The sequence below is a fragment of the Paenisporosarcina sp. OV554 genome, from assembly GCF_003058165.1.
GTDB lineage: Bacteria > Bacillota > Bacilli > Bacillales_A > Planococcaceae > Paenisporosarcina.
The window spans coordinates 90,660-104,405 of the sequence record NZ_QBUC01000006.1 but is presented as its reverse complement, the minus strand read 5'-3'; the positions used below and the strand labels follow the sequence as shown (position 1 = coordinate 104,405).

At 36.4% G+C, this 13,746-nt stretch carries 13 protein-coding genes and 1 pseudogene; 9 read left to right on the top strand and 5 right to left on the bottom strand.

Annotated features, from left to right (window positions below; all coding sequences use genetic code 11):
* Window positions 1-12: 12 nt before the first annotated feature.
* Window positions 13-1,119 carry a glucose-1-phosphate adenylyltransferase subunit GlgD gene (glgD, locus tag C8K15_RS07420; RefSeq protein WP_108585789.1) on the top strand — a complete coding sequence of 369 codons (1,107 nt, stop codon included), beginning with the start codon at window positions 13-15 and terminating at the stop codon, window positions 1,117-1,119.
* A 17-nt stretch (window positions 1,120-1,136) separates the two neighbouring features.
* The gene (glgA, locus tag C8K15_RS07415) at window positions 1,137-2,570 is read left to right on the top strand and encodes a glycogen synthase GlgA (protein WP_108585788.1); all 1,434 of its coding nucleotides are present in this window, start codon (window positions 1,137-1,139) and stop codon (window positions 2,568-2,570) included.
* Window positions 2,571-2,824: 254 nt separating this feature from the next.
* Here the strand turns inward: glgA and C8K15_RS07410 are convergent, their stop codons facing one another.
* Complete coding sequence (locus C8K15_RS07410) at window positions 2,825-4,180, bottom strand: MATE family efflux transporter (protein ID WP_108585787.1); 1,356 nt, start codon at window positions 4,178-4,180, stop codon at window positions 2,825-2,827.
* Window positions 4,181-4,435: 255 nt separating this feature from the next.
* On the opposite strand from C8K15_RS07410, the gene C8K15_RS07405 reads away from it, so the two are divergent.
* On the top strand, window positions 4,436-5,521 hold the full coding sequence (locus C8K15_RS07405) for an undecaprenyldiphospho-muramoylpentapeptide beta-N-acetylglucosaminyltransferase (RefSeq protein WP_108585786.1): 1,086 nt from the start codon (window positions 4,436-4,438) through the stop codon (window positions 5,519-5,521).
* A 42-nt stretch (window positions 5,522-5,563) separates the two neighbouring features.
* On the opposite strand, the gene C8K15_RS21145 is transcribed toward C8K15_RS07405, so the two are convergent.
* From C8K15_RS21145 to C8K15_RS21335, 3 genes and pseudogenes are all read right to left on the bottom strand, one after another.
* Window positions 5,564-5,743: a tyrosine-type recombinase/integrase gene (locus C8K15_RS21145; protein ID WP_158268272.1), complete on the bottom strand. Its 180-nt coding sequence runs from the start codon at window positions 5,741-5,743 to the stop codon at window positions 5,564-5,566.
* Window positions 5,740-6,276, bottom strand: coding sequence for a site-specific integrase (locus C8K15_RS21140; protein WP_158268271.1), 537 nt, complete (start codon window positions 6,274-6,276; stop codon window positions 5,740-5,742). The genes C8K15_RS21145 and C8K15_RS21140 overlap by 4 nt, the downstream gene beginning before the upstream one ends.
* Window positions 6,277-6,285: 9 nt before the next feature.
* Window positions 6,286-6,435 (bottom strand): annotated as a pseudogene (locus C8K15_RS21335) (tyrosine-type recombinase/integrase); the annotation flags it as partial.
* 159 nt (window positions 6,436-6,594) lie between these two features.
* Between C8K15_RS21335 and C8K15_RS07390 the strand changes: the two are divergent.
* The 4 genes from C8K15_RS07390 to C8K15_RS07375 all read left to right on the top strand — a co-directional run bounded on the left by C8K15_RS07390 (window position 6,595) and on the right by C8K15_RS07375 (window position 9,534).
* The gene (locus C8K15_RS07390) at window positions 6,595-8,181 is read left to right on the top strand and encodes a multicopper oxidase family protein (RefSeq protein WP_304590796.1); all 1,587 of its coding nucleotides are present in this window, start codon (window positions 6,595-6,597) and stop codon (window positions 8,179-8,181) included.
* Window positions 8,182-8,623: 442 nt separating this feature from the next.
* Entirely contained in the window at window positions 8,624-8,845 is a 222-nt protein-coding gene (locus tag C8K15_RS07385) for a WYL domain-containing protein (RefSeq protein WP_108585876.1), read from the top strand.
* Window positions 8,846-9,199, top strand: coding sequence for a YhjD family protein (locus tag C8K15_RS07380; RefSeq protein WP_108585783.1), 354 nt, complete (start codon window positions 8,846-8,848; stop codon window positions 9,197-9,199).
* 101 nt (window positions 9,200-9,300) lie between these two features.
* Window positions 9,301-9,534, top strand: coding sequence for an SHOCT domain-containing protein (locus C8K15_RS07375; protein WP_199224076.1), 234 nt, complete (start codon window positions 9,301-9,303; stop codon window positions 9,532-9,534).
* A gap of 230 nt (window positions 9,535-9,764) precedes the next feature.
* Here the strand turns inward: C8K15_RS07375 and C8K15_RS07370 are convergent, their stop codons facing one another.
* Window positions 9,765-10,316: a GNAT family N-acetyltransferase gene (locus tag C8K15_RS07370; protein WP_108585781.1), complete on the bottom strand. Its 552-nt coding sequence runs from the start codon at window positions 10,314-10,316 to the stop codon at window positions 9,765-9,767.
* 349 nt (window positions 10,317-10,665) lie between these two features.
* Here C8K15_RS07370 and dapF point away from each other — a divergent pair, with 349 nt between their 5' ends.
* Both dapF and C8K15_RS07360 read left to right on the top strand, forming a co-directional pair.
* Window positions 10,666-11,652 (top strand): diaminopimelate epimerase, encoded by a 987-nt coding sequence (dapF, locus tag C8K15_RS07365; protein WP_108585780.1) that lies wholly within the window; start codon window positions 10,666-10,668, stop codon window positions 11,650-11,652.
* Between the two features lie 6 nt (window positions 11,653-11,658).
* Window positions 11,659-13,689 carry a PAS domain S-box protein gene (locus tag C8K15_RS07360; protein ID WP_108585779.1) on the top strand — a complete coding sequence of 677 codons (2,031 nt, stop codon included), beginning with the start codon at window positions 11,659-11,661 and terminating at the stop codon, window positions 13,687-13,689.
* The last annotated feature ends 57 nt before the right edge of the window (window positions 13,690-13,746 follow it).

Genomic DNA, 13,746 nt, shown 5'->3' with positions numbered 1-13,746 from the left:
GAGGTAGCTTTAATGAGGAATGTTTTAGGAGTAATAAATCTCGTAAATGAAAGACCCATATTAAAAGAATTGACTCATCATCGTTGCCTGGCCTCCGTACCTTTTGGCGGACGCTATCGTATGATTGATTTCACCATGTCAAACTTTATGAATGCCTCCGTCAGCAAGGTGGCGATTTTCACTAAAGATAAATATCGTTCTCTCATGGATCATCTTGGTTCCGGGAAGGAATGGGACCTTGATCATCGTTCACAAGGCTTGTTTATTCTTCCTTCAATTCATCCAGATGAAAAAATAAAAGGCGATATTCAGCAATTCTATGATCATTTAGAATTTTTCCAACGGGCAACTGCAGACACAGTTATTATTGCTCCTGGTCATCATATTTGTAAAATTGACTTTAACGATGTGATTAAAGTACATGAAAGCAATGAAGCTGATATTACAGTCCTTTACAAGGATTTTGATGGAAAACCAGTTAATAGGCCGCTTTATCATCAATTGTCTGTAGATACGGACGGTGTAGTGCGAGATATAAACCTTTATACCGCACCTGCAAAAGGGGACCATATATGTTTGGAAACATATGTGATTAAAAAACAACTATTAATCGACTTAATCAAAAGTTGTATAGAGTATGAAGAATATGATTTTTTGAAAGATGTTGTGAAAGCAAATCTGAAAGAGCTCAATGTGCAAGGGTATCATTTTACAGGTCATATGCCCTTCATACATTCTCTCGAAACATACCATGAAAGTAGTATGGAATTCCTTAACCCAGAAATACTTCACACATATTTTTATGATTCATGGGAAGTGTTCACTAAAATTAAGCATGAAGCACCTGCTGAATACGCTATTTCTTCAAATGTGTCTAATTCCTTAATTGCTAATGGATGCATCATAGAAGGAACCGTTGAGAATAGTATTATTTTTCGAGGGGTAAAGGTTAGAAAAGGTGCAGTAGTTAAAAACAGTATCATTATGCAAAAAGGTGATATTGAAGAAGGTGCTCATATCGAAAATATTATTACTGATAAACAAGTAATCATTACAAAGGATCAAATCATCACTGCAAGGAAAAAACCGACAGTAATCAAAAAAGAAGAAGTAGTTTAATCTGGAGGGACACGAGCATGAATATTTTATTTGCAGCCTCAGAGTGCGTCCCATTTATAAAGACCGGGGGACTAGGTGATGTTATTGGCGCCTTGCCTCACACTTTACATGAAGAAGGGGTAAACGTTAGTGTGATACTCCCGAAATATGGTGATTTGCCATTGCATTATCAGCAACAAATGCAATGGATTAAAAGCATTGAAGTACCCATTGGTTGGAGAAATCAGTTTTGTGGTATTGAAAAACTAGATTATCAAGGGATCACTATCTACTTTCTTGATAATGAATATTATTTTAAAAGACATGGTAGCTATGGGTTTGAGGATGATGGAGAACGATTCGCTTTCTTTTCCCGAGCTGTATTAGAGGCTTTGCCGCATTTAGAGGAAATTCCGGAAATTATCCATTGTCATGATTGGCAAACCGGATTAATTCCTGTTTTGTTAAAGGCTCATTATGTAAATCAACCACTGTACCAAGAAATCAAAACCGTGTTTACCATTCATAATTTACGCTATCAGGGAGTCTATCCTAAATCGGTGCTTTCTGATTTACTGAATTTAAGTGATTTATATTTCCACATGGACGCATTAGAGTTTTACGGGAATGTCAGCTATCTAAAAGGAGGACTTGCCTTTGCTGATTGTGTGACAACTGTGAGTGCTACTTATGCTGAAGAAATACAGACACCCTATTACGGGGAAGGGTTAGATGGATTTCTACGAAAAAAGGGCGCTAAACTCCGTGGAATTGTAAACGGGATAGATAACGATTCCTATGATCCTAAACGTGACGAGTTGATTTTCCTGCCTTTTGATAGTCAACAAGGTAAGGCTGAGAATAAAAAGAATCTACAGAAAACACTTGGATTGCCTGTAAATTCTGATATTCCCATCATTTCAATGGTAACCAGATTGGTTGATCAGAAGGGCATTGATTTAATTCGTCATGTCTTCCATGAGATAATCGGGTTGAATGTCCAGTTCGTTTTATTAGGTACAGGTGATGCACAATACGAAGAGTCGTTTAGGTACTTTGCTGATTACTATCCGGATCATGTGTCAGTCAATTTATATTTTGATGAATCCCTAGCTAGAAAAATTTATGCAGGTTCCGATTTGTTTTTAATGCCCTCTCAATTTGAACCGTGCGGCATTGGACAGCTTATTGCGCTGCGCTATGGAACTTTACCTCTCGTCCGTGAAACAGGTGGACTGAAGGATACTGTTGTTCCTTATAATGAGTTTACTGGGGAAGGAAATGGCTTCAGCTTTGCCAATTATAATGCTTACGAAATGTTGTATACGATTGAGCGAGCAGTTACCCTTTATCGCTCTGAGTCTGATAACTGGGGGACTTTAGTAAAACACGCAATGGAGCTTGATTTTAGTTGGTCTTCGTCTTCAAAGCAATATGTTACAATCTATAAAGACCTCTTAAGTAGACGCTAATATATCAAAGAACCGTTTCCGGATTTTCGGAGAACGGTTCTTTTTATATTGTCATCATAAAACACGAAATTTCCTCATAGTTGTTAAAGGAGTGGATAGGCCGTCGGGTCCGAGCATTTCATCCAAAGGTTTGGAAAAAAGGGTACAGGAATGATACATTCAGTGAGATTGAAATAAAACCAGATATTACTGTGGAGGTCAAACGAACTGGGATATTAAAATAACGATGAACCATATAAAACATGACACAATCCTTAAAGGACTGTGTCATGTTTTTTGCGTTGTATTCGAATGAGACGAGCTGATAAAGTGATGGCACCAGCCGTTAAACCTACAATTAATCCAATCCAGTAACCAAAAGGTCCGAAATCAGTAAACTTAGATAAGAGGTAACCAACTGGTAAGCCAATGACCCAGTACGAAATAATTGCCATGATAAATGTAACGTTGACATCCTTATAGCCACGTAAAGAACCTTGTACAGGTGCTTGTATAGCATCTGATAACTGGAAGAGTGCAGCAAATACGAAGAACTGAATCGTTAACTGAATAACCGTTGCATCTGTTGTATATACGGAGGCAATTTGTTCTCTGAAAAAAAACAAAATACATGCAGAGAAGAAGCTGATGATTACGGCTGTTCCAACACTTAGCCAGCTGTACGTGCGAGCATCTTTGTATCGCTTCGCTCCAACTTCATATCCTACTAAGACGGTTGCACCAATCGAAATACTTAACGGAACCATGTATAGTAACGATGTGAAATTTAAGGCGATTTGATGAGCGGAAATGACTGCAGTACTGTATGTGCTCATCATTAGCGTAACTGCAGAAAAAATACTTGTTTCTGCAAATATTGATAAACCTATGGGAACCCCAATTATGCTAATATCCCGCCATTTTGAAAACTGAACACGCTGCCAATTTTTAAAAAGTTCATATTGCTGAAATGGTTGTTGTTTGTGAACGACAACTACAGCAATTAAAAAAATTAACCAATACGTAATAGCTGAAGCATAACCAGCACCAGCTCCACCTAGTTCAGGAAAACCGAAATTACCAAAAATAAGTAAATAGTTAAAGAAAACATTAATAGGAGCAGATAACAATGTGATGAACATCGTTACCCGTGTCTTCCCTAGGGCATCCATGTATGAACGCAATACATTGTAAGCAAATAATGGAATAATCCCGAAGCTAATCGCTATTAAAAACGATTTGGCAATTTTCTCAACACGAAACTCCAATGTCATGGTATTCAGAATAGGTTCTAAAAAGAGTGATAAAATAATTAAGACTAGAACAGATAATCCAAGAGATAGAAACAATCCTTGTTGGACTACTAATCTGACTTCATTCTTTTTTTTTGCTCCAACTAATTGAGCGACAATGGGAGTGATTGCGAGAAGTATACCTGCTAATCCGGTATATATCGGCACCCATAGTGATGAACCAACGGCCACTCCAGCTAAGTCTTCACTCCCATATCTACTTGACATCAAAATATCAAAAAATGTAATTAAATATAATGCCACCTGTGTAACTAAAATCGGAAAAACAATTTTTAGCATGAGCGACCATTTTTCTTTTAGATTTGTTGTTTCATGCATATGGATCACCCTAATTTCTTCAAATTTTCCCCTCAGTATATCACATTAAATCCAAATAAATGAATGTGTATTTTATCGGAATTTTTAATAAAATAACTGAACAAATCTTTTGATATCAGTTGTTTTTGCATATGACGTTCATGTTAAGTCGGGAAATAGTGTATATTATGTAAAGGATAAGTTTAAATAATAATAGTCACGAATACAACATCGAATTCGAAAGAAACGAAAGCGTTGAAGATAGGAGTTTTACAAATGAAGAAAAAAACAATTATGTTAACAGGTGGGGGAACTGCCGGTCATGTTTCGCTTAACCAAGCAATCATTCCAACATTAGAAAAACAATCATTTGAGATTCATTACATCGGATCAAAAGATGGAATTGAATTGGAACTAATTCGAGATGCTTTTCCTCATATAAAATATCATGCCATTTCAAGTGGTAAATTGAGACGTTATGTTTCTATCAAAAACTTTACAGATCCACTGAGAGTGGCAAAAGGTTTACTTGAAGCCTTATTAATTATTAGAAAAGTAAAACCATCTGTTATTTTTTCAAAAGGCGGATTCGTATCTGTTCCTGTCGTGATGGCAGGGAAGTTATCGGGTACTCCAGTTGTGATACATGAATCAGACGTAACTCCAGGCCTTGCAAATAAACTTGCCATGCCTTTCGCACATCATATTTTTAGTGTTTTTCCAGAAACATTGAAACACTTACCATCCGATAAATCCAGTTGTTCAGGATCAATCATTCGTTCGGAGCTATTTGAGGGAAGAAAAGTTGTAGGTCTTCGTTTATGTGGTTTTACTGGATTGAAACCAGTCCTTTTGATTATGGGTGGGAGCCAAGGCTCAGCAATCATAAATGAGTCCATCCGTAGTAACCTGACAAATCTCCTTGATTTATATGACATCATTCACTTGTGCGGAAAAGGAAAAGTAGATGAGGCTATACAAGCTGTAGCGGGTTACAAACAATTTGAATATGTCACAACAGAATTACCTGATTTATTACATGCATCAGATGTAATTGTTTCTCGAGCTGGTTCAAATTCAATTTTCGAATTTTTAGCTTTACGCAAGCCGATGCTGTTAATTCCATTGTCAAAACTACAAAGTCGAGGAGATCAGTTATTGAATGCGAAAATTTTTGAAAAACAAGGATGGGCTTCTGTTCTCGAAGAGGAAAATGTTACACCTACCACGTTTATAAATTCCCTAAAAGATGTATCCAATCGAGCGGAGCATATGCGACTATTAATGGAAAACTCCGAACTTCCAAAAACGCCAGATGAAATGGTTAGACTCATTACGTCTCCATTTAACGTTACTAAGTAAGGGTTTAGGCGCTTCGTGGTAACATAATGGTAACAAACTAGATTATAATGCGATTTCTTGCTCCATTTCTTCCACAGCTTTTTCTTGAGATGAAGGGTATAAGTGGCTGTAAGTATTAAGTGTCATGGCAACATCACTGTGACCTAATCGCTTAGCAACCATTAATGCATTGTATCCTTTATTAATTAAGTAGCTAGCATGAGAATGACGAAAATCGTTCAATCGAATCTTTTGTACTCACTTGCTTTGACAAAAGCCGCAAACTTATTATCAAGCGTAGTGGTAGAGAGACTTTCGTTAAATTCACCGAACATATTGTAGGTGTCTTTAGCGTTAGTTTCTTTTTTTATTTCAGTTAATAAATCCAACACTTGTTGAGGCAACAGTAATTTTCTAATGGAGGCATTAGTTTTAGGTGTTGTAACAATTCGGTTATGATCCGTTTTGTTGACATCTATTGTTTTATTTTTAAAGTCAATATCACCCCACGTTAAAGCCAGTAACTCTCCTTTTCGTAAACCACTAAAATAAAGTGTCATGAATAGCGCTCTAAATTTCAACTCGAACACATATTTAATAAACCTTTTAAATTCAAACAGTTCCCAAAAGTTCATGCGTTTCTCCACTTGCACATCAAAATTACCTGCCCTTTTGGCTGGATTGTCATGTAGTCCGTGGTGTTTTATTCCAAAATTGAATATGGCGGATAATCGAGTGTGGATGGATAACAATGTATTGGCTGAGAGTTTGTTCATTAACGAGTCCTGAAAATCGAAAACCATTCCAGAAGTGATTTTAGAAACTTTTGTATTTGCAAAATAGGGCAACAAATGAATACGTATGATTCCATCCACTTTAACTATGGATGATGCCTTGCGACGTTTCTCATACCTTTTTAAATATTTTTCTGTGATCTATTGTATGGTTAAGCTTCCGCAAAGGAGGGAGACAAGATGTCTGGCCACACAACGCATTCGTTATTTGAAGAAGAGGATACGTATAGACATAATGGACAAGTTAACGTTCATAAACTTACTCAGTTGATATTAACAGGGAGGAAGTTTTCCATACTTATGCGTGAAAAGATAAAGCTACAAAAATTCGTGGACGAACTGCCTATTCCAAATATCTTATCACCTAAGATGCGAAGTAATTACAGTTCATATTACGAAGTGACCATGAAGGAGTTTTCTCAGAAGCTACACAGGGACCTTGGACTAACTCGTTTATGGGGTTATGATGGAACATTTCCGGGCCCTACATTCGAAGTAAGGAAGAATGAAACAGTGTTTGTTAAATGGATTAATAATCTGCCTAATAAGCACTTTCTTCCTGTTGATACAACGATTCATGGTTCTGAAATAACTCTTCCAGAGGGTAGAAGTGTTGTCCATTTACATGGAGGAAGAACGCCTGCCCATAGCGATGGTTACCCCGAAGCGTGGTTTACGAGGAATTTTCAAGAAACGGGACCTTTATTTGAACGAGAGGTCTATTCGTATCCAAACATTGAGCGAGCGACAACATTGTGGTATCACGACCACACGGTAGGTATTACAAGATTGAACATCTACGCGGGACTCGCTGGATTCTATCTCATTCGCGACAATCATGAACAATCCCTTAATCTTCCGAAAGGAAAATATGAAATCCCTCTTTTAATTGTTGACCGCTCTTTCAACCCAGACGGATCACTTTACTACCCCAGCACACCGGATCAAAACGACAAAGGTCTTCCTTATCCTTCTCTTGTCCCTCCTTTTGATGCAGATACGATTCTTGTAAACGGGAAGGTTTATCCATATCTGGACGTTGAACCAAGAAAATACCGATTTCGAATTTTAAACGCATCCAATAGTCGAATCCTTACATTAAAAATGGAATCCAATCAGCCTTTTTATCAAATTGGCACGGATGGTGGCTTTCTTGAGACAACAGTAGTAATAAATGAATTTATTATTATGAGTGCCGAGCGTGTAGATGTGATCATTGATTTTTCTCAATACTACGGTCAAACCATTATTCTCAAAAATGTCACCAAGAGTGCATCCGCCGAAACAACAGATGTTATGCAATTTAGGGTAACCGTTCCGTTAAAAAGTACAGATACCAGTTCCCTTCCTTTTTATTTAGGGAAAATCGAACGCCTTCCAATAAGTATGGCAAAGAGAACAAGAGATTTAACACTCGTCAGAACCAAGGATCAATATGGTCGATCCTTGAACTTATTAGATGGGAAAATGTGGATAGATAGAATATCCGAAAGAATTGAAGTAAATACCGTCGAAATTTGGCGCATCATTAATATAATCGATGATGATCCTCATCCCATCCATCTCCATTTGGTTGATTTTCAAATTCTTAATCGCCAGCCTTTTGATGTTTCTCAATTTCAAAAAAACGGAACCCTTATTTTTACGGGACCGCCCACTCCTCCTAATCCCTATGAAATGGGATTAAAAGATACAGTTCAGACCCCCTTTGGTTACGTCACATCCATTATTGCCCGATTTGGACCATTCACCGGGCGATATGTGTGGCATTGTCATATGCTAGAGCATGAAGATCACGAAATGATGCGTCCCATTGAGATTTTTGAAGTTTCATTAACAACAACAACACCCATCATTTCCAGGTTACCATATCCCCCTTGGACGTAAGATTGGTTTGCAAAACCTAATATATTTGCAATTAATAGTTTAATCAAAATTTTAGTTAAAATCGTTAAATTAGTAAAGCTAATATTAACAACACTTTTAGTTATTTTCTTATTTAGAAGGAAAAAGGTTAATTAACTAGTCAATAAGCTGCCTTTTTACATGGAAGCTTTTTCTTATTGATTAATGAAGTCGAATACTTCCTAATCCGGGGGTCATGTCAACCTGTTGTGCATGTAGCATGTGGTATACAATCTCTGGCACGAGGTATAAGGCTTGGTTACAGAAGCGTGTGGATTTTCTCCTTTAACTAACGGGTGCTTAATTTAAGAAGAAAAGACTGTCAAATGACGGTCTTTTTTGTTTTGGGGGAATAATTCCCATGGATAAAAAACATACGTTCGCATATAATAAGAACAGGTGTTCTCTTATTGGAGGGATTAATGTGAAGAAAATTCTTTTGAAGGCTATGCGATATGGTCAGATTGTGGAGGTTATGTATATCTCGAAAAGTGGAGAAGTTACAAAGAGACGTATTAAAGTTTTGCAACAATATGGTGAGTCATTTCAAGCTTATTGTTTCTTGAGAAACACCAAACGTACTTTTTTGATTGACAGTGTCCTGGCATTAATTCCTGTCGAACGTAAAGAGAATTTGGTGATATAGATGACACTCATTCCAGCTGAAAGTTTACCGCACTATGAAAGCATGATTTACTTGCCTATGGTAATTATTATTTTAGAGCTTGATCGTGAACAGTTTGAAAAAGGTACATTCAAATTAAAACGACCATACATATACATCATTGAGCAATCCATAAAAGCTGTTCAAAAAGATTTGAAGGAAACTAAACTGTATCTCCGTCAGCACAATATGAGAATCATTAAAGGTAATCGAGTCGACTCATGTACGGAGTACACTTTTTTTTTTGGAGGGTATGACCAGCATCGAAGATATCTAAATGTTCGTCTTCGCAATCGTACTGAGGAGCTGCTTGATATGTACTTAAATATGAAATAGGAAAAGCCCATCCATTTATGTGGAAGGGCTTATTATTCTACTAGAAAGTTGATTCTTCTACAGTTAAACAGCCTCCCCATCGGGGAATGTTGGGTCACAGAATGAATATCATTGCTTCTGGGAACAAGGTTGAAATGAGCGGAATTAATATTGGCCAAGTAAATGAATTTGTGGAGTATGTTCGGAATAACATTGGGAAGAAATCAGAATCAACATCTATTCAATCTTCTCCAGATGTTTCAGATGACCTTCGTAAATTTAAAGCATTGATGGAAGACGGGATTATCAGCGAAGAGGATTTCATTGAGAAGAAAAAACAGTTGTTAGGAATATAAAAAATGCCATCCACAGTGATATGTGGAAGGGCAAAATTGTGGTAACACTCATGGTAACAAAAATATAAAAAAATACGATTACTAACTGAACCCTTGGTAACCACGAACACTGATAAATCAACGAAATCACATATTGATAACAACACAAGTTTACCACTTGTTAGACTCATTACGTCTAATGCAAAATGAAAAATACCGCTTACACTAGAACCTTGTAGGCGGTATTTTCTTTACATCGCTTGCTCTTCTTCTTCGGTAAATCGAGAAGCAGCAGTTGATAAGTAGAATAAATCTTTTGGAATTTGGTATAGCTCATATTGATGTTCTCCTGCATTGATTTCTTCAAATAAAGTGGGGTGTGACTCTTTAGCGTTCATGGTATATGCTAACTTCTCTGTAGCTCGGATAGACTTTTCATTATGTTTTTTAATACGTAAAAACACAGTATTTATTTGATATTGATAAAATAGCTCTTCTAGGAAAAGATTTTTAGCTTTTAAATTATAGCCTTTCCCTTGAAAAGGTTGACCAATCCAAGTCCCTAAAAAGCCAGCTTGATCTTGAATATCATATAAATTTATGGTGCCAATAGGCATTCCAAAATCATCCGTAATCGTGCGCGAAATAACCTCTCCGCGTTCTTCTTCTTCCATCAGCTGTTTCGTCATAAACAAGAATTCTTCTGATGAAGTTGCTTTTTGACGTACGAAAGGGAAGACAGATGGGTGAGATAAATACTCGAATAAGTGGCCGCATTCTTGTAATTCTCTTCTTTTTATCATTAATAACGCCTCCGTAACGGGGCAGATATAGACAGTCGTCTGGCTCTAGCCCCTCGAAATTTTTCATTTTGTAGTACATAAAAAATTCCGGGGTGGGAATCGAACCCACTAGAACCAGTCGCAATGCTGGTGGCGCACCATTTGCCTTCCCTCACGATTTATGGTGAATAAATCGTTTATAAAATTGTTTTCATATTTACTATACTAATTTTTTTTCAAAATGCAAAGAAAAAAATCGTGAAATTTGTGTAAGTTTTGTTACAAATAAAACACTCGATTTTGAATGAATAGTTGTAACCGTTTTAGATAAGATTTATCATTAAAAGATAAAGTATTTAGGGGGATTATCATGACCATCACATTTCATAAAGTCCACGGTTCTGGCAATACATTTTATCTGCATGAAGAACTGCCAAACATGGCATACAATTGGCCATTAACTGCACAAAAAATGTGCGACCCTTCTAATGATAATGGCGCGGATGGGTTATTAATTATTTCACAATCTGCAAAAGCTGATGCGAAAATGCGTGTCTATAATTCGGATGGTTCAGAAGCCTCCATGTGTGGTAACGGCTTAAGATGTGTAGCACGATATGTCTTAACTAAACTGGGACAATCAAAAGGAACAATAGAAACGATGAAAGCCGTACTTACAGTGCAAAAAGTAGACCCTATGTTTAAGGGCATAGAAACATACGCGGTCGAAATTTCTCCCGTTTCGTTTGACTTAACCTCACTCCCAATGAAATATGGAAATATCAAAACGCTTATGAATGAGGTAATACCCGAATTTGCCACTGATATTCACTTTACTGCTGTGTCAGTACCAAATCCTCACTTAATTGGTATAGTCCCAATTCAATATATTGAACAATCACAGTTTCAGAAACAGCTTGCCAGTTCTTTTAATAGAGAAAATGATTATTTTCCTGATGGTGTAAATGTCAGTTTTGTTCATCCCGTTGATGAGACAAGTATTTTCGTTAGAACTTTCGAAAGAGGGGTAGGTTTCACTAATGCTTGTGGTACTGCTATGACCGCTTCAGCGTTAGTTTCTGCAATTATTAAACTCATGCCTTTTGGCGAAGTGAAGGTATACAATCCAGGCGGTTTTGTTAAATGCATTATTGAACAAAGCGATGAGAGAGTTCATTTATCTCTTATTGGGAATGCAACGTTTTTCGCTACATATTCAGGAGAATTATCAGATGATGGTGAATTTTTCTGTAATTCGATTGAGCTCCATGAAACTGAGATTGCAGAATATAAAGAATTAGAAAAACAAGCTCAACAAAGTATTAAAGATGGATGGTCTAGCAACGAGAGGAATTGAAGTTAGATGGAACATTTCTTCACTCAAGCACAATTTGATTTATTATATGAAGATTCTCCAGATTTAGTGTTCTTTTTAATTCAAAAAGAGCACTCATTTGAGTATATTTATATCAATCAAAGTGCAAGACTCATCTTTAAAAAGAGTCCCATTCACTCCGATTTGCATGAGATGCTTTCTTCGACACATGCAAAAGAAATCCATGACCATTACATAAAGGCAATTCAAGATAATAAAGTGGTGATCTTTCACGATTTCTTTTTGTTTTCTGATGTTGAACTAGAAAATGAAACGACGGTAAAACCAATTCACACGGATCAAGCAAATTATATATTGGCCATTACAAAAGAAGTGTCCACTCAAAAAGAAATTGAAGAAAAATATTTATTCATGCAATCGTTACTTAACATGACAGTGGATCCAACCATTTTGGTTACACGGGATGGGAAAATATTTGATATGAATCCAAAATTTGAAGAGATTTTTGGTTTCGAATTAAAAAAGTGGCGGGGGAAGCATTATTTAAACTTACCTATCGTTCCACTGAAAGAAAGGAAACAAGTTGAAGCTCATTTTGAAACGAATTTAACAGGCACTGGAAAATCTTCGGTACTCGTAAAACGAATGAAATCAACAGGTGTAGAAGGAACATTCCTAGTCAGTTATTCTCCTATTAGAAAGCATGGAGAGATTGAAGCTATGTATATCTTGCTTCAGGAAGTTACTGATGAAGTGGAGCTTAAAGAAAGCCTACGTAATACAAGACACATATTGGAAAGTTATAAACGTGCTATTAGCAAGGCAGCCATGGTACTAATGACTGATCGCAAAGGCATCATTGTGTATGCTAATGATTTATTTGAAGAAATTACTGGTTTTATGAATCAAGAGATGATGGGTCAACATATTAGCTCGTTACAAGTCGACCGTTACAACAATTTTAATTTGAAGCGTATGTGGAAAGACATGATGAAAGATAAAATATGGCGCGGTGAGCTTCGAAATCGAGCGAGCAATGGTACGTTTTACTGGGGAGATACAACGATTATTCCCCTTTACAATGAATTACAAGACGTTGGAAATGTGCTCATTATTCAATTTGATATTACTGAAAAAAAGAATATGATGATCAATCTGCAATCGATTGAACAGACATTTAACCTAATAACTCAAAATACCAATGACTTAATTGCAATAACGGATGATTGTGGATGTATTTTATATACGTCCCCATCCCATGAAAGAATACTTGGCTTTACAAATGAGGAAATAGGAAATATTCAGTTTAGCGATATGCTTACTAAAGAGTATCGTGATTTTTGGAAATCAGATGTTTCAAAACGAGTCAATGAAAAAGAAGAGATTCGATTAGAGTTACAATATTGCCGAAAAAATAAAGAGAAGATTTGGACTGAAACGTCTATAATGGCCGTAAAAGATCGTGAACGACCTGGACAACTTCAGCATGTTATTGTTTCTAGAGAAGTAACGGAACGCAAAAAATTAGAACAACATCTAAACTTTATGGCCTATCACGATAGTTTAACGAATTTGCCAAATCGAAGTTATTTATTAAAAGAGTTTCCTCAATATGTTTCACATGCACAATCAACTGATTCAACAATAGGTATTCTTTTTCTCGATGGAGACGATTTCAAATCGGTTAATGATACATTTGGTCATGATATTGGAGACGAATTTATTCGCATGTTTGGAAAAGCCCTTTTAGCTTGTGTTCGTCCAGATGATTTAGTCTCTCGTATAGGTGGAGATGAATTTGTCATTTTACTTACACATTTATCTAATCAACCTGAAATAAGGTTTGATGAAATAAACCAAATAATAAAAAACATCCAAACAACCTTGCTAAAAGGATGGACCATTAAAGAAAATATTTTCACGCCAACTACTTCTATTGGAATATCTTTTTTTCCAGAGCATGGATTATTTATTGACGAGTTATTAGAAAAAGCAGACTCAGCGTTATACGAAGTAAAGCGGATAGGGAAAAATCAACACCTTATTTATCTAGAGTGATTTATCGAGAGCCGTTCCTATTTATGGAGCGTTTTTTTGAGAACAAGAAAGAAGGTA